Source organism: Marinovum algicola, assembly GCF_900109145.1.
Lineage (GTDB): Bacteria > Pseudomonadota > Alphaproteobacteria > Rhodobacterales > Rhodobacteraceae > Marinovum > Marinovum algicola.
This window is the reverse complement of sequence record NZ_FNYY01000002.1, coordinates 58,047-75,651: the sequence shown is the minus strand read 5'-3', so window position 1 is coordinate 75,651 and position 17,605 is coordinate 58,047. Positions and strand designations below refer to the sequence as shown.

Here is a 17,605-nt window from a genome sequence, read left to right as displayed (position 1 = left end):
GTGCCTGCCTGCGGCAAACGGAGGATCACGATGGAACGGATATTGACGGAATTCGGCATGGGCACCTCGCTGCGGCGTGGCGATTACACCCAGGCGGCGAAACGCGCCGTGGAGAACGCGTTGTGGCACAATTCGATCAATGCCGCCGAGCTTTTCGGTTTTGACAAGAGCGACATGGCGATATCGGTGCGGATCGCCGTGCAGCAGCCCGACAAGGTCGATCGCGCGGCGGTGGCGGCGGTCTTTCCCTATGGCGCGCCGGAACTCGATGTGGTGGCCGGCGGTCTCGACATTCCGCGCCCCGAAGGGACGGGCAATCCGACGGTGATCGCCCATGCCGCGCTGACGGTCTCCTTCGACATGGAGCGGGCGGCATGAGGCGGCTGATCATCGAGATGGGGCAGGGCGTCGACCTGCACGGCGCGGATTACACCAAGGCCGCCGGCCGGGCGATCGACGATGCGCTGCGCCATTCCAGCCTGCATGTGGTCAAGACGCTGAACCTGCCGCCCGAGGCGGTGCAGATCAAGGTGACGCTGGGCGTGCAACACCCCGAAGCGGTGGAGACGCAGGCCTTGGCCGGCAAGTTCCCTTTCGGCACGGTGGCGATCACGGCGGAAAAGGGCGGCATGGACGTGCCCCATCTAGCGGGCGACACTCAGGTGGTGGCCAGCGCGGCGATCGAGGTCTTTCTGCCGGAACAGACCGGCTGGCGGCTGCGCTCGACAGCCGATTGATCGCCCCGGCATGTCGTTTTCCCGCCTCAAAGGGCGGATTTCCCACACGCGTCGTTCTGACCCTGCTGTAAATCCGGGGTAATTACCGGCAGCGCCCGGGCAAGATCGAAAGGGTGAGCACATGTCAGACGCAGCAACTCGCAGGCGGGCACGGGGCGGCGGCGGCGCCGCGCGGCGCGCGGCACGCTCCGCCGTGAGCTTTGACACGGCAAAATATATCGAGCGCAACATCCCGAATTTCGAGGTGCTGACCGAAGAGGTGCTCGAGATCATCGAGACCAATGCCGAGACCTTGCTGGAAGAGATCGGCGTCAATTTCGTCAACAACCCCGCCGCCTGCGCGCGCTGGAAAGAGGCCGGCGCCGATGTCCAGGGGGAACGGGTGCATATTCCGCGTGGCCTGGCCCGCAAGCTCTGCGCCACGGCGCCATCCTCCTTTACGCAACACGCCCGCAACCCCGAGCGCAATGTGGTGATCGGCGGCAAGGGCCTTGTCTGCGCGCCGGTCTATGGCCCGCCCTTCGTGCGCGACATGGCCGGTGGCCGCCGCTATGCGACGATGGAGGATTTCCGCAAGTTCGTGAAGTTGGGCTACATGTCGAAGTGGCTGCACCATTCCGGCGGCACCGTCTGCGAGCCCACCGACGTGGCGGTGAACAAGCGCCATCTCGACATGCTGCACGCCCATATGACGCTTTCGGACAAGCCGTTCATGGGCTCGGTGACCGAACCCAGCCGGGCGCAGGATTCGGTCGAGATGTGCGAGATCCTCTTTGGCCGCGACTTCGTACAGCAGAACACGGTGATGACCTCGCTGATCAACGTCAACTCGCCGATGACCTTCGACGACGTGATGATGGGCGCGCTCGAGGTCTACGCAAGGAACAACCAGGCCTGCATCGTCTCGCCCTTCATCGTCGGCGGGGCGATGGCGCCGGTGTCCGTCGTGGGCACGCTGACCCAGGTGCTGGCCGAGGTGCTGGCCGGCATCGCCTATTCCCAGCTGATCCGCCCCGGCGCGCCGGTGATCTTCGGCACCTTCGTGACCTCGATCGACATGGGCTCCGGTGCGCCCACCTTCGGCACCCCCGAAGCCAGCCAGATCCTCTATGGCGCCGGTCAGCTGGCGCGGCGCATGGGGCTGCCCTATCGCTCCGGCGGTGGGCTCTGCGGGTCGAAACTGCCCGATGCCCAGGCCGCCTACGAAACGACCCATACGCTCAACGCGGCGCTGCTGGGCGGGGTCAATTTCATGCTGCATGCCTGCGGCTGGCTCGAAGGCGGGCTGGTGTCGAGCTTCGAGAAATTCGTGATGGACGCCGACCAGCTCGGCACCTTGCACAAGATGGCCGCCGGCGTGGTGGCGGATGAAAACGCCCAGGCGATGGACGCGATCCGCGAGGTCGGCCCCGGCGGCCACTACCTCGGCTGCGCCCATACCCAGGCCAATTTCCAGGATGCCTTCTGGAAAACCCAGCTGTTCGACTACAAGCCGTTCGAGACCTGGGACGAAGAGGGCGCCCGCGACACCATGACCCTGGCCGCCGAGCGGGTGGAGCGGATGCTGCGCGACTACCAGCAGCCGGCAATCGATCCGGGCGCCAACGAGGCGCTGGCCGGCTATGTCGCCAACAAGAAGGCCTCGATGCCCGACAGCTTTACCTGAACGGTCTCATTGCGCGGGGCGCAGCAGCTGCGCCTCGCCCATCATCGCCACCAGCACCTCGACATGGCGGGCGACGCTGTAGCTTGCGCATTTCCGAAGTCGGGCATCATTGAGATCGGTCTCGATCTCGATCAGCCGGATCAGCGCCGGCCCGCAGCGCTGCGGCGCCTCGCCTCCGAGCGTGCGGCGCAGGTGCACGTCACGACGATACTCGGCCAGCCCGGCACGCGCCGCCCGGATCAGAAGCCGGGGACGGCGCAGCCGGCGCAGGATGGTCAGGGCGTCTTGCATGGCGGTTCCTCTCGTTAAGCAGGATTTCGCCAAAGGTCTCACACTTTTCACGGGTGTTGCGTGCGGCCGCCCGGCAGAGTGCGCCGCTGTCAGAATTGTTTATCCTTTGGAAACAATGATGTTCACCATGCGGCAACAATTAACCAACGAGTAACCTTGTCGCCTTTAGGTTGTGGATATCTTGATAAATCGTGGGATATGAGCCGTGTGCAAGACTGAGTTCGGACCGTCGAAGGTGATCGACTGGCCTGCCGCGGGGAATTGGCCCGGCTGGGTGCCAGAGGCGGCGGCTCATTACATCCGTCACGTCGAGCATGGCCTCTCGCTGCGGCAGCTGGCGCGGCTTTCGGGATGCCATCCCTCTACTGTTTTGCGGCAGGTGCGGCGGCTTGAAAACCGGCGCGACGATCCGCTGGTCGATGCCGCATTGCGACAGCTCGGGAAATCCACCACCGACAAGGCGCCCTTTGCGAAAGGCGAACCCATGGCGGCCCACTCCCGGCGCGACTGCACCCAGACCGACGACGAAACCCTTGACCGAGAGGCCCGGCGCATCCTGCGGCGGCTGACCGAAAGCGGCGCCGTACTGGCGGTGGTGCCCGACATGGAAAAGGCGGTTGTGGTGCGCGACACCGCCTCCGGCACCACCCAGCGCACCGCGGTGGTCGACACCCAGATTGCCGAGGCGCTGGCGCTGAAGGAATGGATCGCCTGCAAGGTGCCGGGGCGGATCGCGCGCTATCACATCACCCCGTCCGGTCGCGCCGCGCTGAGCCGGCTTCTGGCGCAGGACGAAAGCGGAGCGCAGGCCGGCGCCTGCGGCATGGCCGAGGCCCAGGCGCCGTTTTCCGCCGCGCCGTCGGCGGTGGCGCCGCCGTTGCCGCGCAAGCGCATCCGCTACAGCGCCAATGAGACGCCGCTCACCTTGCTGGCGCGGCGCAGGGACAAGGACGGCGCGCGATTTCTGACCGATGATCTGGTCTCGGCCGGCGAACGGCTGCGCGAGGATTTCGAGATTGCCCAGATGGCCGCCCGCACCACCCAGAACTGGGACAGCTTTCTGACCGGCGGCACCCAGGGCAGCGGCCCGGGCGAGGGCCCCCTGGCCAGCACCGAGGCCCGCCGCCGGGTTGCCCGGGCGCTCGGCGACCTCGGCCCCGGCCTTGGCGATGTGGCGCTGCGCTGCTGCTGCTATCTCGAAGGCCTCGAAGTGACCGAAAAGCGCATGGGCTGGTCGGCGCGCTCGGGCAAGATCGTGCTGCGCATCGCCCTGCAACGGCTGCGCCGGTTCTACGACGAGGTGCAGGGCGGTGACACGCTGATCGGCTGACGCTCAGGCCAGCAGCCCGTCGAATTCCTTGGCGCAGGCGATGTCGATCTCGGTCAGCCCGCCGGCCTCGTGGGTGGTGTAACTCAGCGCGCAATAACCCCAGCCGAAGGCCACGTCGGGGTGATGGCCGTGTCGGTCGGCCATCCAGGCGGCGAGATTGGCGTGATAGACCGCCTTGGCAAATCCCTTCACCGCAATCCGCCGGGTGATCGTGCTGCCATCCTCGGACAGCTGCCAATCGGCATGCAGCGTCTTGAGCTGCGCCTGGGCGTCGTGTCGTGACATGGTCGGCGTGTCCGGTGAACAGCCGCCACCGATGTTACAGGTTGTCATGGTCTGCGCTCCTCAGGCTGCGTCATCTTTGGGCGGATAGGCCGGCGCATGCAGGCCCAGCGCCTGCGCCGCATGCACATCCGCCAGCAGGTCGCGCTCGGCGGCGGCAAACAGATCGTCGAGATCCTCGATCACGAAATAGATCGGCTGATGAATGTCGATCCGGTAGGGCGTGCGCAGGATGTCGATAATGTTGAACGGCCGCCGCTCCGGGCCCTTGTCCTGCACGCTCCAGGGAAGTTCGGTCACCGACGAGGCCAGCCCCGATCCCAGCGCCTTGTAACCGCCATCCTCGACCACCAGGCCGAATTCGATCGAGAACCAGTACAGCCGGATCAGCCAGGCATACTCCTTGGGACCGGCCCGCAGCCCGGCCTGGCCGATCGCCTGGCTGAACCCGGCAAAGCGCGGATCGGTCAGCAGCGGGGTATGGCCGAAGAGCTCATGAAAGATGTCGGGCTCCTCGATATAGTCGAAATGCTCGCGTCGGCGGATAAAGGACGCCGCCGGAAACGCCCGCTCGGCCAGCATCGAGAAGAATTTGCCAAACGGAATGAGCGCCGGCACCGGCTGCACCTGCCAGCCGGTCAGCGCCCGCAGCGTCTCCGAGACATCGGGGCATTGCGGCACCCGGGTCTCCGGCAGGCCGACCCGCGCCAGACCGTCGAGGTAGGCCCGCGCCGAATGCGCCTGCACATTGGGCAATTGCCGGGCATAGAGGTCGCGCCAGACGGCGTCTTCCTCGGCGTCATAGGCGATATGGCCCTGGGCGTCGGGGATCTTGGCGGCATAACTGGTGGATTTCGGCATGATGGCTCCTCCTTGCCGGGTATTTTCCATCCGATTGCCGGGAAAAACTTGCCCATCTTGTCGTCTCTGCGCAGAATGACGGAAATATTTGCCTGAAACTCGCGGAAATTTGCCTGAAACTCGCGGAAAGAGAGGCAAGATGACCCTCGCGCTCGACGGCACCGACCGTCGAATCCTCCACCTGCTGCAAACCGACGGCAAGGCCAGCATCCAGGAGATCGCGGGGCAGGTGGCGCTTTCCACCTCGCCCTGCTGGCGGCGCATCAAGCGGATGGAAGAGGCCGGGCTGATCACCGGCTATACCGCGCGGCTCAATCCCAAGCTTCTGGGGCTTCATGCCCTGGCCTATGTCTTTGTCACCCTGATGGATCACCGCGAAGACACCATCGCCGCCTTCAACCGTCTGGTGCAGACCGAAGACCGGATCACCGAATGCGCCAGCGTCACCGGCGAGAGCGATTATATCCTGAAGATCGCCGCCAAGGATCCCGAGGATCTCGAGCATTTCCTGATGCGCGGCATCCTGGCCTCCGGCCTCGTCCGCGCCAGCCACACCAATTTCGTCCTGCGCCGCACCAAACCCACCAGCCCCTGGCCGATCCTGTAGGCCCATCTTCCAAATACAAAAAAGGACCGAGGCACCCCCCAGTCCTTCTTCTCTTCTCAAATACCGCCGGGGGAGTCCTCGCTTGCGAGGACGGGGGCAGAGCCCCCGAAACCCGGATTATTCCGCCGCGACGCCCTTGGCGTCTTCGGCCAGGTACTCCAGAACGGTCTCGGGCGACGAGACGCCATAGGGGTCTTCGCCGTGGTTGTCGGCCAGGCCGGGTTCTTCGAACCAGGCTTCGATTACGCCATCCTTGACGATGGCCGCATAGCGCCAGGAGCGCATGCCGAAGCCGAGGTTGTCCTTGGCCACCAGCATACCGATCTTGCGGCTGAATTCACCCGAGCCGTCGGGGATCACGGTGACGGTCTCGAGCTTCTGGTCCTGCGCCCATTTGTTCATCACGAAGCTGTCGTTGACCGACATGCAGTAGATCGCGTCGATGCCATGGTTGGCAAAGGTCTCGGCGTTCTTCTCGAACCCGGGCAGCTGGTAGGTCGAGCAGGTGGGGGTGAAGGCACCGGGCAGGGAGAACAGGATCACCCGCTTGCCGGCAAAATAATCCGCCGTGGTCTTGTCTTCCCAGCGGAAGGGGTTGGGCCCTTCGAGGCTGTCGTCGCGCACGCGGGTGTGAAAGGTCACATCGGGAAGTCTGTATCCGGTTTTCATCTTGCTCTCCGTCAATCGCTGGCAATCGTCTGGGGCCGGTCGCTCCGGCCCGGCGGATATGTAATGCCGCACGCGCGAAGTAAACCCTTCGCAGGTGCAGAATCCAAGTGATGTCTAGGAGATCTGACTTGCAGTGAGCAATACTTGAGAACTGGGGATGAGCGACAGCATGGCAGCAATGTCGTACTGGCATGGCTCACTGCAAGCACTTATGCTATAGGCCACGCTATCAGCCAACGTCGCGGGGAATAAATCGTGCGAGACCTCAAGATCCCTGAGCAACGCCATCCGGAAAAAGCCCATCGCCCGGACAATGCGCAGCCAAAGAAGCCGAGCTGGATTCGCGTCAAGGCGCCCGGCGGCGAAGGGTACAACGAAACCCGCAAGATCATGCGCGAGAACAACCTCGTGACGGTCTGCGAAGAGGCCGGCTGCCCCAATGCCGGCGAATGCTGGTCGCAGGGCCATGCCACCATGATGATCATGGGCGACATCTGCACCCGCGGCTGCACCTTCTGCAACATCGCCACCGGCCGCCCGGAAAACCTCGATGTTTTCGAGCCGGGCCGGGTGGCGCATGCGGTCGACAAGCTGGGGCTCAACCATGTGGTGATCACCTCGGTCGACCGCGACGACCTGGCCGATGGCGGCGCCGATCACTTTGCCCAGACCATCCGCGCGGTGCGCCATCGCTCGCCCGGCACGACGATCGAGATCCTGACGCCGGACTTCCTGAAATGCGCCCCCGAGGTGCTCGAAGTGGTGGTCGCCGCCAAGCCGGATGTCTTCAACCACAACCTCGAGACGGTGCCCGGTCTCTATCCCGAGGTGCGGCCCGGCGCGCGCTATTTCCACAGCCTGCGCCTGTTGCAGCGGGTCAAGGAACTCGACCCCTCGATCTTTACCAAATCCGGCATCATGGTGGGCCTCGGCGAGGACCGCCAGGCGGTGACCCAGGTGATGGACGACATGCGCGCCGCGGATGTGGATTTCCTGACCATCGGGCAATATTTGCAGCCGACGCCGAAACACCACGGGGTCGAGCGGTTCGTGCATCCCGATGAATTCGCGGCCTACGAGAAATCGGCCTATGGCAAGGGCTTCCTGATGGTCTCGGCCACGCCGCTGACCCGGTCGTCTTATCACGCCGGCGACGATTTCGCCCGGCTCAAGGCCAATCGCGACGCGCGGCTCGCCAAGGTGTGACCGTCGGTCGCGCGGCGCGGCCCGAAGGCGGTCCGCGTCGTGGCCGGGTGTTATGACCTGCGGCGCGGATGAAATCCCGTTGGACGGGGTTGCCATCCAGCCCGCCTCACGCCACCCACACTCAATCCCCCGCGCTCATCCCGACACCAACCGGCGCACCATCGCCCGGCCGACCGGCGGCACCGCGGCGCCGAGTTTCATCGCCCGGATCGCCAGTCCGCGGCGCGTGGCGCTTGTGGTGTTCAGCATCTTGCGCCCGCGTTCCGACAGGCGCAGCACCCGCGCGCCCTCGGGGTGGCGGGTCTCGGTATAGCCGTCGGTGGAGCCGTCGATGATCCGCTGCGCCAGGTCGGCGGCATCGGCAATGCCGAGATTCATGCCGCGCCCGCCCACCGGCGAATGGCAATGTGCCGCATCCCCGGCAAGGAACACCCGGCCTTCCTGATAGCGCTTCACCTGCCGCACCGAGACGGTGAAATTGCCGCGCCGCCGTACCCGGCGGATGTCCATCGGCACCGGCAAGGCCGCCAGCGCATCTTCGCGCGACGAGATCACCCGAAAGCGGGATTCTTCCAGCGGCACCACCACCAGCACGTCGCCCTGATCGAGCAGGAAGCCCTGGAACCGCGTCGGATCGGGCCAGCCTTCGGCATCCACATCGGCGATCGACCACGTGCCGGGCAGATCGCGGCCGCGGAATTCCAGCCCCATGGCCGCTCTGACGGCGCTGTGCACGCCATCGGCGCCGATCAGGTAGTCAGCCTCGAGATGGCCATCGCCGGTTTCGACGTTGACGCCCTTGGCGTCCTGGGAAAACCCTCGGAATTCAACGCCGTAGCGCACGATCTCTCCGTAATGGGTGAGCGCGGTCTCGAGATGCGCCTCGGTCCGGTCCTGCGCCAGCCCCCAGAGCCGGCTGGCAGCGTCGAAGCCCAGCGGCAGCCGCGCCACCTCTTCGGCACGCAAATGAAAGGTGATGCCGGAAAAACCCACAGCTTCGCGCAGGAGGGCATCGGCCACACCCGAGGGTCGGAGGATCTCGAGCGAGCGGGGCTGAAGCCCCACCGCGCGCGACAGATAGGACGGGCCGGAGCGCTTTTCCAGCGTCGTGACGCGCGCGCCAAGACGGGCCAGCTCGACAGCGGCCGTCAGCCCGGTTGGCCCGGCGCCGGCAATCACCACATGCATCATATCCCCCCAGATATGGTCCGGAGACAGCCTACACCGATTCTGATCTAATAGCCTGTGCTTGCCGCCACGGGCACGGGCAATGCCTTGACATATGCGGCAATTGCGGCACGGTCCTCCGCCGGCAGTCTTGAGGTATTCTCGACCACCGCCGCCATATGACCCCCGGCGCTGTCGAACTCGGGCGTAAAGCCGCTCTCGAGGTAATAGGCGATGTCGGTGGCCGACCAGGAGAGCTTGTCCGGTGTCAGCGCCGGGATCGTCCCCTTGCCCGAAGGGTCGGGCGCCCCGGCCATCCAGCGGCTGCGGTCGAGCCCGCCAAGCGCGTTGCGCGGCGTGTGGCATTCGGCGCAATGACCCAGCGCTTCCACCAGGTAGCGGCCGCGGGTCAGCTCGGCCCCCAGATCGTTGCCGTCCATCACCCAGTCATCCTTGAGAAACAGGAATTTCCAGCCGCCGAGGCTGCGGCGGATGTTGAAGGGAAAGCCCACCTCATGCGGCTGCGACGGCGCGGAACTGGCCGGCAGGGTCTGAAGATAGGCGTAGAGATCGACAATGTCGCGGTCGCCCATATGGGTGTACGAGGTATAGGGAAAGGCCGGAAAATAATGCACGCCCTCGGGCGATACCCCGTGCAGCAGCGCATTGGCGAGGTCCTGAAGCGACCACTCGCCGATGCCATGGTCGGGATCGGGCGAAATATTGGGCGCGGTGAAGGCGCCGAAGGGCGAAGGAAAGCTCTGCCCGCCGGCCAGAACCAGCTTGTCGTCGCCTTCGGCCCCGGGCGCGGCATGACAGGTGCCGCAGCCGGCGGCGCGAAACACCGTCTCGCCGCGCGCCACTTCGCCGCCCTCGGGGCTGGCAAAGGCGTCCTCGGCCACGGTTTTCGGTGCGGTCATCACCCAAGCAATCCCGGCCGCGACAATCGCGGCCGGAACAATCAGCCTCAGAACCTTAACCATTCAGCACCGTCACTGCGGGATGCGATAGGTTTCATGGCAGGATTTGCAGGCGCCGCCCAACGCCCCCATCACCGGGCCAAGCGCGTCCTTGCCGGTGCCGGCCTCGGCCACGGCCTTGTCGGCGGCGGTGCCCAGCGCGGCCCATTTCTCGCTGAAACCGGCGATGTCCTGGCTGATCGATGCCTTGGCTGTCGAACCTTCGTTCATCTCGCCGTCGGAGCCTTCGGGAAAGAGCGCTGGAACGTGGATATTCGACGCGGCCTGGATCGACTCGGCGGCGGTGGTGGCGGCCTCGGCGTCATATTCGGCCTCGCCCTTGGCCATCGCGCCCAGCGTGCCAAGGTTGAGCGCGATCACCCACATCGTGCCCTGACGGGCCTTGATCTGGTTCTTGTATTCCTGCGCGACAACAGTGCCGCCGGACAGAATTGCCGTGGCGGCCAGAACAGTTACAATCTTTTTCATCAGTACCTTCCCGAAGTTGGTGCCTAAAACAGAGCTTAGTATGCACTGCAAGGATCACAAACATATTCCGAAACCCTGCGAAACAGGTGCGCATTCATGCACAACGACAATTGGGATGACCTGAAATTCGTGTTGTCGGTGGCCGAAACCGGCTCGGTCAGCGGCGCGGCACGGCGGCTCGGGGTCAACCATGCAACGGTTTTGCGCCGAATCTCGGCTTTCGAAGACGCGCATGGCGCCGAGGTTTTCGAACGCTCGCAGCAAGGCTATCGGCTCCGGACGGATCGCGCAGACGTGATCGAAGCGGCGCGAGAAGCGGCGCTTGCGCTGGGCCGGGTCAGCGATCTGCTGCGTGCCGGCGGCGCGGCGGCGGGCGACCTGCTGCGGCTGACCTCGACGGATACCTTCTGCACCGGCGTGCTGGCGGCCGGGCTGGGCCGGATCTCCGACGTCATGGCGCCGCACCGGGTCTGCCTGATGTCAAACAATGCGCATCTCGACATGGGCCGGCTTCAGGCGGATCTGGCGGTGCGGCCCTCGCTGACGCGGCCGTCCGACATGTCTGGTGCGGCGGCGGCGGAACTGGGGTTCGGCGCCTATGCCCGCGACCCGGACGACCGCCGCTGGCTGGGCCTCGCGGGGCCGCTGGCGCGGGCCGCCCCGGCGCAGTGGATGGCCGAACATGTGGCGCCCGACCGGATCGCTGCCTGCGCCGACAGTTTTCTGGCCTTGCGCGCAATGGCGGTCCGGGGGCAGGGGATCGCCATCCTGCCGCATGTTCTGGCGGTGGAATGCCCCGAGTTGCGGCCGGTGCACTGCGGCCTGCCGCGCATGCGGATCCCGATCTGGGTGCTCTGCCACCGCGATCTGGCGGGCTCACCGCGCATGGCGCGGTTCATGGCGGTGGTGCGCGAGGTGCTGGCGGATCAGGCCGAGGCGCTGGCCGGCCCCTGACCTCACGGCAGCGCGCCGCCGCCCCAGCGCAGCCGCTCGGCGGTCAGCGCCTCCGGCCAGCCAACCCAGCGTTCGACGGCGTAGATCGCAAGGCAGACCGCAATCACCGCCAGCACCAGCATCACCCGTCTGGCCGATGGCGGGCGCCGGGCCCAGAGCGACATGCGATACAGCCAGTGCATCGGCGCTACTCGGTAAAGCGGACCTTGCCGATATACGGCAGGTTGCGGTCGCGTTGCGCAAAGTCGATGCCGTAGCCGACAACAAATTCATCGGGGATTTCGAAGCCGATCCAGTCGGCGCGGAAATCCACCTCGCGCCGGGTCGGCTTGTCGAGCAGGGCGATCGACCGCAGCCGCGCCGGGTGGCGCGAGGTCAGTAGGGAGATCACATGGCTGAGCGTGTGGCCGGTGTCGACGATATCCTCGACCACCAGCACATCCCGCCCCTCGATGGCGCCACGCAGGTCTTTGAGAATCCGCACTTCGCGGCTCGATTCCATCGCGTCGCCATAAGACGAGGCCTCGATGAAATCGACCTCGACTGGCATGTGCAGCTCGCGCACCAGATCGGCGATGAACACAAAGGAGCCGCGCAGCAGGCCCACAACCACAAGCTTTTCCGTGTCCGAGAACTCGCCCCGGATGTCGCGGCAGAGCTCTTCGATGCGGGCCGCGATCGTCTTGGCCGAGATCATCTGATCGATGACATAAGGACGCTCTGACATGGGCCACCCCTTGAAATCCGTTGGTCTTCGGGCGACATGGGCCCCGAACCGTCATGACAAATCCGGGGCCCGATGCCAACCCATTCCGAAACCCGTCACCTTCCGTATACCGCGCAGCAGATGTACGATCTGGTTGCCGATGTCGGCCGCTACCCGGAGTTCCTGCCCTGGTGCGCCGCCGCGCGGATCCGCCGCGAAACACCGCAGGCCGACGGCTCGGTTCTGATGGAGGCCGACCTGGTGATCTCCTTCAAGGTTTTCCGCGAACAATTCGGCAGCCGCGTCGTGCTCTGGCCCGAGGCCCGGAAGATCGACACCGAATACCTCGACGGGCCGTTCAAATACATGAAGTCCAACTGGAGCTTCGCCGACCGTGCCGATGGCGGATGCGACGTGTCCTTTTTCGTCGATTTCGAGTTCCGCAATGCCATCCTGCGAAGCATCATCGGCGTGGTCTTCAATGAGGCGATGCACCGCATCGTCCGCGCCTTCGAATCCCGCGCCGAAGAGCTTTACGGTTGAGCCCACGGCTGTCACCGGCGGCGTTTAACATGTTTTGAAAACTCCACAGACTGGCCCCGTTTCCGACGCAATCATCGGCGATTCAACGGTTTGGTAACCACTATGGAGACAAATCGCCATGCTGACATCATCCCTCGGGCTCGGGGGCGCATCTTCGATGCCCGCCGCGGAGCAGAAGACCAAGGAAAAACAAAAGGCCGAGAAGGACAAGGGCCCTTCCGAGAACAGCCAGGCCAAGAACAAACCCGCCAAGGCCGAGCCGGCCCCGGCGCAAAGCACCGACAGCGCCAATGCGGCGGCGCCGGTCGCGGAGAAACCCGCCGTTGTCGTGACCCAGAAGGTCGCGCCGGTGGCCGCCATCGAGCGCCCGACCGATATCTCGCAGGCCCGCGCCCAGGCGTTGCGGGTGCAGGCCGAAACCCAGATGAACAGCCTGGTCGACGGGCTGGGCCAGACCCCCAAGTCGGACCTTCTCGCCGCGCGGGAAACCGTCGCCGAGGACCGGCCCGGGGCGCTGAGCACAGCCCTCAAGGGCTATGCCAAGACGGCGTCGGAACCGGCCAGGGCCAGCGTGGGCTTTGACGCGGTGATCTGATCCGCGCAACCGGGCCGCCACGGCCCGCTCTCCGATCTGCCGGTGTTATCGGGCCGGCGGGTCGGCCGCCTCGACCTCGCGGATCAGCGCGTTGATCTCTTCGGCGATGATCTGCGGGTGGTCTTCCGGGGTAAAATGCTTGCCCCCTTCGATCCGGCGCAGGGGCGCCTTCAGATCGCGGGCCAGCCGTTCGCCATAATCCAGCGTCTGGAATTCGTCCTCGGCCCCCCAGGCGATCCGCGCCGGTATCCCGAGGCGCGGCAGGTCTTCGGCCACCGCCATGGTATCGGCATTGTCGAGCGACTGGGTCTGCCGTACGAAGGCTTCGGCCCCGTCATGCGCCTCGTAATAGGGCGCATGGGTTTCCAGCGCCTCTGCGCGGGCCTCCGCGGCGTCATGGCCTTTCGAGAACATCAACTTCATGAACTGACGCACCGAGCCGTCGGGCGCATGTTTGAGGATCGAGCCGGTGGCCGCCACCGCCTTGACCACAGGCACCGGCCAGGATTCGTAACAGATCGCATTGGTCAGAAAGAGCCCGCTGACCTTGTCGGGGTGCCGCGCCGCAAGGATCTGCGCCACGCCGCCGCCCAGGTCATGGCCTGCCACCACCGCGCGGGCGATGCCCTGATCCTCCATCCAGGCGGCCAGGTAGCCGGCCTGCGCCGCCACCGAGATATCGCGGTCGCGGCCCTCCGGGATCGAGCTGCCGTAGCCGACCATCTCCCAGGCCAACACCCGCCGTTTCTGGATCAGCGGCGCGACATGGCGCCAGAGGGCGGGGCAGGTGGGGATGCCGTGAACCAGGATGACGGGATCGCCGGATCCGCTCTCTTCCCAGCGCATGGGGATGTCCTGAACGCGGGCGGTGTGACTTTGCATGACGTGACCTTCCTCTGTGCATTTTGCTCAGGGGATCAACAAGATCGCCGGCGCCGGTGTTCCAAATGCGGGCCCGGCACGCAAAAAGGGCCCACGCAGGGCCCTTTTCTCGGTCTGTATGTTTCGGTCAGGCGACAGGGCGGCGCCTCAGCTCGCGTGGTCGTAGGCCCGTTCGCCATGCACCATGATGTCGAGCCCGCTGTGCTCGGTCTCTTCATCGACCCGCAGCGGCGTGATCGCCTTGACCACGAAGATCAGCACTACCGTCACCACCACGGTGAACACACCCACGATCGCCAGCGATCCGAGTTGCGCGGCAAAGCTGCCGGCGCCGAAGACCGCGATCATGATGGTGCCGAAGATGCCGCCGACCCCGTGCACCGCAAAGACGTCGAGCGTGTCGTCGATCTTGAGCGTGTTGCGGATCAGGTTCACCGCCTCCTGGCAGAGCACACCCGCCACAGCACCGATGATCAGCGCCTCGACCGGGCCGACAAAGCCCGAGGCCGGGGTGATCGAGGCGAGGCCGGCGATGGTGCCGGTGACCATGCCCACCAGCGAGGCCTTGCCGAACTTGATCTTTTCCCAGAGCGCCCAGGTCAGCGAAGCCGTCGCCGCCGAAAGGTGCGTCACCGTCAGCGCCATGGCAGCACCGCCGTCGGCCGCCAGCTGCGAGCCGCCGTTGAAGCCGAACCAGCCGACCCATAGCATAGCCGCGCCGATCATCACGAAACCGGGGTTGTGCGGCGGCGTGGTCTTGTTGCGCCGCGGCCCGAGAAACACCGCCAGCAAGAGCGCCGCGAGGCCGGCCGTTTCGTGCACCACGATGCCGCCGGCAAAATCCCGCACCCCGGTTTCGCCAAAGATGCCGCCATCCGACAGCATGCCGCCGCCCCAGATCCAATGCACCACCGGCGCATAGACCAACAGCATCCAGAGCGCCGAGAACAGCAGCACAAAGCCAAAGCCCACCCGTTCGACATAGGCACCGACGATCAGCGCCGGGGTGATGATGGCAAAGGTCATCTGGAAGGCAAAGAACAGCACCTCGGGCAGGGTGCCGGCCAGGTCATCGGCGCTCAGCCCCAGAAGCAGCACCTTGTCGAGCCCGCCCCAGAGCCCGCTGTCGCCGCCGCCGAAGGCGATGGAATAGCCCAGCGCGAACCACAGCACGCTCATCAGGCAGGCGATGGCATAGCAATGCATGAAGACGCTGAGCACATTGCGGGCGCGCACAAGCCCGCCATAAAACAGGGCAAGCCCCGGCAATGTCATGAAGAGGACCAGCGCAGTTGCAACGATGATCCAGGCGGTATCGGCTCCGTTCATGCCTGAAATTCCTTCCTGAGTGCGGTTTCCGGGGAAAAACCGCAAAGCCGCTGCAAAAAAAAGCGGCAACTGCGCTCAGGCCCGCACAAAAGCACGGCATTTACGATGTGACGAATTTTTAGGCGATGAATCCGGCGAAATGATTAATTGCTGTGCAGGGCGCGCAAAAGCAGGCCCAGCGCATGGTCACGCGCCGCCGCGCGCACCCGGTCGCGGCCCAGTGCGCCGAAATCCACCGTCTCGCAGGTGGTGCTGGCACCGGTGGCAATGGCAAAGCAGACCCGGCCTTCGGGTTTCTCGGCGTTGCCGCCGCCCGGCCCGGCAATGCCGCTGATCGACACCGCCGCATCGGCCCCTGCGCGCCGCAACGCGCCCTGAGCCATTTCGCGCGCCACCGGTTCCGAGACCGCGCCATGGGCCTCGAGGGTGGCGGCCCGCACCCCCAACAGATCCTGCTTGGTCTGGTTGGAATAGGTGACAAAGCCGCAATCGAAGATGTCCGAGGCACCGGGCGGATCGGTGATTGCCGCCGCCACCATGCCACCGGTGCAGCTCTCGGCGCAGGTCACCCGTTTGCCGGCCCGCCGCGCCGCCGCCAGAAGATCCGCCGCCAGAAGACCCGCCGCAAGACTCATGTCAGCAGCACCAGATGCGCCAGTGCCGCCAGCACGATGACCACGCCGCCGGCCGCGATGCCGGCAAAGACATCGTCCAGCATCACGCCCATTGGCCCGCCCTTGCGGTCGGCCCAGCCCACCGGGCCCGGCTTCCAGATGTCGAACAGCCGAAAGAACAGAAAGGCGGCAAGGATGCCCGGCCAGAGCCGCAGCACATCCGCCCCGGCAAAGACCGCGCCATAGGACACCGGCCAGAGCGCCAGCCATTGGCCGACGACCTCATCGACGACAATCTCCGATGGGTCATGATCGGCCTTGCCGGCGGTTTCGCGGCCGGTCGCCCAATAGCCCAGGGCAAAAATCGCCAAAGTCGCCAGCAGCAGAAGCCAGGGCCCGCCCAGCAGATGCAGCACATAGGCAAAGGGCAGGGCAGCCAGCGAGCCCCAGGTGCCCGGCGCGGGCTTAAGATAGCCGGAATAGAACCAGGTGGCGATCAACCGGCTCATGCGGGCACCAGAAGCACGCTGGCCTGTGCCGCAATGCCCTCTTCGCGGCCGGTAAAGCCGAGTTTCTCCGACGTGGTCGCCTTGACCGAAACCTGATCCATCCCGACCCCCATGATCTCTGCCAGTGCCTGGCGCATCCGCTCCGAATGCGGGCCCACCTTGGGCCGTTCACAGATAAGCGTGATATCGGCGTTGCCCAGGGTGAATCCCATGTCCTTTGCCAGATCAACCGCATGGCGCAGGAAGATATGGCTTTCGGCGCCTTTCCACTGCGGATCCGAGGGCGGAAAATGCTGGCCGATGTCGCCCCGTGCGAGGGCGCCATAAATCGCGTCGGTCAGCGCATGCATGCCGACATCGGCGTCGGAATGGCCCTTGAGCCCGCGCTCGTGCGGCAGCTTCACGCCGCAGAGCATCACGTGATCGCCCTCGCAGAACTGGTGCACGTCATAGCCTGTGCCGATACGCATCGCGGCGGCTCCTTTCAGCAGGGATTCGGCCCGCGCGAAATCGGCGGGCAGGGTGATTTTCAGGTTCTCTTCTGCGCCAGCGGTGATGGCGACGTCCAGCCCGAATGCGCGCGCCACGGCGACGTCATCGGCGGCCTCGGTGGTATGGGCGCGGTGCGCGGCAAGGATGGCGTCGAAGTGAAAGCCCTGCGGCGTCTGCGCGCGAAAAAGCCCCTCACGGTCGCGCGTGCCGGTGACGCGGGCCGTCGCGCCAGTCCAGAGGGCATCGGTCACCGGGAGCGCCGGGGCGGCGCCGGGCGCATGGGCCAGCGCGTCGATCACCGCGTCGATCACCGCGTCGGGCACGCAGGGCCGCGCCACGTCGTGGATCAACACCAGATCGGGGCGGTCCCCGGCCAGCGCCTCGAGGCCGCGGCGCACGCTTTCGGACCGCGTTTTGCCGCCGTCGATCAGCCGCACGTCGAGCGCCGCAGCCTCGGCGCGGTCTTCCGGGTGAATCACCAGCGCCCGCGTGGTAATATCGGGCCGGTCAAAGGCCGCCAGCGTCCAGTCGACAACGCGCCGGCCGGCCAGCGGGCGCCATTGTTTCGGCGCGCCGGGCCCTGCGCGGGTGCCGCGCCCGGCGGCAACAATCAAAGCTGCGATTTTCATGGCCGCCTGATACGACCTGCCGAAGCAAACGGCAATTGCCCCCGGGAAGCTGCCCGTTTTTTGGGCAGCCGTCCTTTTCGCAGTCGCA

General features: G+C 65.7%; 23 protein-coding genes. 9 read left to right on the top strand and 14 right to left on the bottom strand.

What is annotated here, in order from left to right; translation table 11 throughout:
• Window positions 1-30 precede the first annotated feature (30 nt).
• The 3 genes from BMW90_RS03365 (at window position 31) to BMW90_RS03355 (ending at window position 2,403) form a co-directional block, all read left to right on the top strand.
• Complete coding sequence (locus tag BMW90_RS03365) at window positions 31-378, top strand: Lin0512 family protein (protein WP_074834972.1); 348 nt, start codon at window positions 31-33, stop codon at window positions 376-378.
• Window positions 375-737, top strand: coding sequence for a Lin0512 family protein (locus BMW90_RS03360; RefSeq protein WP_074834970.1), 363 nt, complete (start codon window positions 375-377; stop codon window positions 735-737). The genes BMW90_RS03365 and BMW90_RS03360 overlap by 4 nt, the downstream gene beginning before the upstream one ends.
• A 121-nt stretch (window positions 738-858) precedes the next feature.
• On the top strand, window positions 859-2,403 hold the full coding sequence (locus BMW90_RS03355; protein ID WP_074834969.1) for a trimethylamine methyltransferase family protein: 1,545 nt from the start codon (window positions 859-861) through the stop codon (window positions 2,401-2,403).
• Between the two features lie 6 nt (window positions 2,404-2,409).
• Here BMW90_RS03355 and BMW90_RS03350 read toward each other — a convergent pair whose 3' ends face one another.
• Window positions 2,410-2,694: a DUF6477 family protein gene (locus tag BMW90_RS03350; protein WP_048531212.1), complete on the bottom strand. Its 285-nt coding sequence runs from the start codon at window positions 2,692-2,694 to the stop codon at window positions 2,410-2,412.
• A 205-nt stretch (window positions 2,695-2,899) separates the two neighbouring features.
• Between BMW90_RS03350 and BMW90_RS03345 the strand changes: the two genes are divergently transcribed.
• Window positions 2,900-4,024, top strand: a complete 1,125-nt coding sequence (locus tag BMW90_RS03345) for a DUF6456 domain-containing protein (RefSeq protein WP_244526418.1) — start codon at window positions 2,900-2,902, stop codon at window positions 4,022-4,024.
• 3 nt (window positions 4,025-4,027) lie between these two features.
• Here the strand turns inward: BMW90_RS03345 and BMW90_RS03340 are convergent, their stop codons facing one another.
• Window positions 4,028-4,357 carry a 4a-hydroxytetrahydrobiopterin dehydratase gene (locus BMW90_RS03340; protein WP_074834966.1) on the bottom strand — a complete coding sequence of 110 codons (330 nt, stop codon included), beginning with the start codon at window positions 4,355-4,357 and terminating at the stop codon, window positions 4,028-4,030.
• A 12-nt stretch (window positions 4,358-4,369) separates the two neighbouring features.
• Window positions 4,370-5,167: a phenylalanine 4-monooxygenase gene (gene phhA, locus BMW90_RS03335; RefSeq protein ID WP_074834965.1), complete on the bottom strand. Its 798-nt coding sequence runs from the start codon at window positions 5,165-5,167 to the stop codon at window positions 4,370-4,372.
• 139 nt (window positions 5,168-5,306) lie between these two features.
• On the opposite strand from phhA, the gene BMW90_RS03330 reads away from it, so the two are divergent.
• Window positions 5,307-5,774, top strand: a complete 468-nt coding sequence (locus BMW90_RS03330) for an Lrp/AsnC family transcriptional regulator (protein ID WP_074834963.1) — start codon at window positions 5,307-5,309, stop codon at window positions 5,772-5,774.
• Between the two features lie 117 nt (window positions 5,775-5,891).
• Here BMW90_RS03330 and BMW90_RS03325 read toward each other — a convergent pair whose 3' ends face one another.
• Window positions 5,892-6,443, bottom strand: coding sequence for a peroxiredoxin (locus BMW90_RS03325; protein ID WP_048531217.1), 552 nt, complete (start codon window positions 6,441-6,443; stop codon window positions 5,892-5,894).
• A 255-nt stretch (window positions 6,444-6,698) separates the two neighbouring features.
• On the opposite strand from BMW90_RS03325, the gene lipA reads away from it, so the two are divergent.
• Complete coding sequence (lipA, locus tag BMW90_RS03320; RefSeq protein WP_048531219.1) at window positions 6,699-7,649, top strand: lipoyl synthase; 951 nt, start codon at window positions 6,699-6,701, stop codon at window positions 7,647-7,649.
• 135 nt (window positions 7,650-7,784) lie between these two features.
• On the opposite strand, the gene BMW90_RS03315 is transcribed toward lipA, so the two are convergent.
• The 3 genes from BMW90_RS03315 to BMW90_RS03305 are packed head-to-tail and all read right to left on the bottom strand — an operon-like array spanning window position 7,785 to window position 10,264.
• Entirely contained in the window at window positions 7,785-8,837 is a 1,053-nt protein-coding gene (locus BMW90_RS03315; RefSeq protein ID WP_170850506.1) for an FAD-dependent oxidoreductase, read from the bottom strand.
• A gap of 47 nt (window positions 8,838-8,884) precedes the next feature.
• Entirely contained in the window at window positions 8,885-9,799 is a 915-nt protein-coding gene (locus tag BMW90_RS03310; protein ID WP_074834960.1) for a c-type cytochrome, read from the bottom strand.
• A gap of 9 nt (window positions 9,800-9,808) precedes the next feature.
• Complete coding sequence (locus BMW90_RS03305) at window positions 9,809-10,264, bottom strand: c-type cytochrome (protein WP_048531225.1); 456 nt, start codon at window positions 10,262-10,264, stop codon at window positions 9,809-9,811.
• A 96-nt stretch (window positions 10,265-10,360) separates the two neighbouring features.
• Between BMW90_RS03305 and BMW90_RS03300 the strand changes: the two genes are divergently transcribed.
• Window positions 10,361-11,218, top strand: a complete 858-nt coding sequence (locus BMW90_RS03300) for a LysR family transcriptional regulator (protein WP_074834959.1) — start codon at window positions 10,361-10,363, stop codon at window positions 11,216-11,218.
• A gap of 2 nt (window positions 11,219-11,220) precedes the next feature.
• Here the strand turns inward: BMW90_RS03300 and BMW90_RS03295 are convergent, their stop codons facing one another.
• Entirely contained in the window at window positions 11,221-11,400 is a 180-nt protein-coding gene (locus BMW90_RS03295; RefSeq protein WP_074834957.1) for a hypothetical protein, read from the bottom strand.
• A gap of 5 nt (window positions 11,401-11,405) precedes the next feature.
• Window positions 11,406-11,945, bottom strand: coding sequence for a hypoxanthine phosphoribosyltransferase (gene hpt / locus BMW90_RS03290; RefSeq protein WP_048531231.1), 540 nt, complete (start codon window positions 11,943-11,945; stop codon window positions 11,406-11,408).
• A gap of 72 nt (window positions 11,946-12,017) precedes the next feature.
• On the opposite strand from hpt, the gene BMW90_RS03285 reads away from it, so the two are divergent.
• Window positions 12,018-12,467 (top strand): type II toxin-antitoxin system RatA family toxin, encoded by a 450-nt coding sequence (locus BMW90_RS03285; RefSeq protein ID WP_074834955.1) that lies wholly within the window; start codon window positions 12,018-12,020, stop codon window positions 12,465-12,467.
• 118 nt (window positions 12,468-12,585) lie between these two features.
• Window positions 12,586-13,062, top strand: a complete 477-nt coding sequence (locus BMW90_RS03280) for a hypothetical protein (RefSeq protein WP_139211197.1) — start codon at window positions 12,586-12,588, stop codon at window positions 13,060-13,062.
• 45 nt (window positions 13,063-13,107) lie between these two features.
• On the opposite strand, the gene BMW90_RS03275 is transcribed toward BMW90_RS03280, so the two are convergent.
• From BMW90_RS03275 to BMW90_RS03255, 5 genes are all read right to left on the bottom strand, one after another.
• Entirely contained in the window at window positions 13,108-13,944 is an 837-nt protein-coding gene (locus BMW90_RS03275) for an alpha/beta fold hydrolase (protein WP_048531236.1), read from the bottom strand.
• A 147-nt stretch (window positions 13,945-14,091) separates the two neighbouring features.
• Window positions 14,092-15,273, bottom strand: coding sequence for an ammonium transporter (locus tag BMW90_RS03270; protein ID WP_074834952.1), 1,182 nt, complete (start codon window positions 15,271-15,273; stop codon window positions 14,092-14,094).
• A 143-nt stretch (window positions 15,274-15,416) separates the two neighbouring features.
• A complete protein-coding gene (locus BMW90_RS03265) occupies window positions 15,417-15,908 on the bottom strand; it encodes a CinA family protein (protein ID WP_074834951.1) in 492 nt (163 codons plus the stop codon).
• On the bottom strand, window positions 15,905-16,396 hold the full coding sequence (locus tag BMW90_RS03260) for a phosphatidylglycerophosphatase A family protein (RefSeq protein ID WP_074834950.1): 492 nt from the start codon (window positions 16,394-16,396) through the stop codon (window positions 15,905-15,907). Before BMW90_RS03260 ends, BMW90_RS03265 begins: the two co-directional genes overlap by 4 nt.
• Complete coding sequence (locus BMW90_RS03255; RefSeq protein ID WP_074834948.1) at window positions 16,393-17,517, bottom strand: bifunctional 2-C-methyl-D-erythritol 4-phosphate cytidylyltransferase/2-C-methyl-D-erythritol 2,4-cyclodiphosphate synthase; 1,125 nt, start codon at window positions 17,515-17,517, stop codon at window positions 16,393-16,395. Before BMW90_RS03255 ends, BMW90_RS03260 begins: the two co-directional genes overlap by 4 nt.
• Window positions 17,518-17,605 lie beyond the last annotated feature (88 nt).

Excerpts from the sequence above, each read along its gene's own strand:
- BMW90_RS03365 (WP_074834972.1), top strand. The coding sequence starts at position 31 with ATGGAACGGATATTGACGGAATTCGGCATGGGCACCTCGCTGCGGCGT.
- BMW90_RS03360 (WP_074834970.1), top strand. The coding sequence starts at position 375 with ATGAGGCGGCTGATCATCGAGATGGGGCAGGGCGTCGACCTGCACGGC.
- BMW90_RS03355 (WP_074834969.1), top strand. The coding sequence starts at position 859 with ATGTCAGACGCAGCAACTCGCAGGCGGGCACGGGGCGGCGGCGGCGCC.
- BMW90_RS03350 (WP_048531212.1), bottom strand. The coding sequence starts at position 2,694 with ATGCAAGACGCCCTGACCATCCTGCGCCGGCTGCGCCGTCCCCGGCTT.
- BMW90_RS03340 (WP_074834966.1), bottom strand. The coding sequence starts at position 4,357 with ATGACAACCTGTAACATCGGTGGCGGCTGTTCACCGGACACGCCGACC.
- phhA (WP_074834965.1), bottom strand. The coding sequence starts at position 5,167 with ATGCCGAAATCCACCAGTTATGCCGCCAAGATCCCCGACGCCCAGGGC.
- BMW90_RS03330 (WP_074834963.1), top strand. The coding sequence starts at position 5,307 with ATGACCCTCGCGCTCGACGGCACCGACCGTCGAATCCTCCACCTGCTG.
- BMW90_RS03325 (WP_048531217.1), bottom strand. The coding sequence starts at position 6,443 with ATGAAAACCGGATACAGACTTCCCGATGTGACCTTTCACACCCGCGTG.
- BMW90_RS03315 (WP_170850506.1), bottom strand. The coding sequence starts at position 8,837 with ATGCATGTGGTGATTGCCGGCGCCGGGCCAACCGGGCTGACGGCCGCT.
- BMW90_RS03310 (WP_074834960.1), bottom strand. The coding sequence starts at position 9,799 with ATGGTTAAGGTTCTGAGGCTGATTGTTCCGGCCGCGATTGTCGCGGCC.
- BMW90_RS03305 (WP_048531225.1), bottom strand. The coding sequence starts at position 10,264 with ATGAAAAAGATTGTAACTGTTCTGGCCGCCACGGCAATTCTGTCCGGC.
- BMW90_RS03300 (WP_074834959.1), top strand. The coding sequence starts at position 10,361 with ATGCACAACGACAATTGGGATGACCTGAAATTCGTGTTGTCGGTGGCC.
- BMW90_RS03295 (WP_074834957.1), bottom strand. The coding sequence starts at position 11,400 with ATGCACTGGCTGTATCGCATGTCGCTCTGGGCCCGGCGCCCGCCATCG.
- hpt (WP_048531231.1), bottom strand. The coding sequence starts at position 11,945 with ATGTCAGAGCGTCCTTATGTCATCGATCAGATGATCTCGGCCAAGACG.
- BMW90_RS03285 (WP_074834955.1), top strand. The coding sequence starts at position 12,018 with ATGCCAACCCATTCCGAAACCCGTCACCTTCCGTATACCGCGCAGCAG.
- BMW90_RS03280 (WP_139211197.1), top strand. The coding sequence starts at position 12,586 with ATGCTGACATCATCCCTCGGGCTCGGGGGCGCATCTTCGATGCCCGCC.
- BMW90_RS03275 (WP_048531236.1), bottom strand. The coding sequence starts at position 13,944 with ATGCAAAGTCACACCGCCCGCGTTCAGGACATCCCCATGCGCTGGGAA.
- BMW90_RS03270 (WP_074834952.1), bottom strand. The coding sequence starts at position 15,273 with ATGAACGGAGCCGATACCGCCTGGATCATCGTTGCAACTGCGCTGGTC.
- BMW90_RS03265 (WP_074834951.1), bottom strand. The coding sequence starts at position 15,908 with ATGAGTCTTGCGGCGGGTCTTCTGGCGGCGGATCTTCTGGCGGCGGCG.
- BMW90_RS03260 (WP_074834950.1), bottom strand. The coding sequence starts at position 16,396 with ATGAGCCGGTTGATCGCCACCTGGTTCTATTCCGGCTATCTTAAGCCC.
- BMW90_RS03255 (WP_074834948.1), bottom strand. The coding sequence starts at position 17,517 with ATGAAAATCGCAGCTTTGATTGTTGCCGCCGGGCGCGGCACCCGCGCA.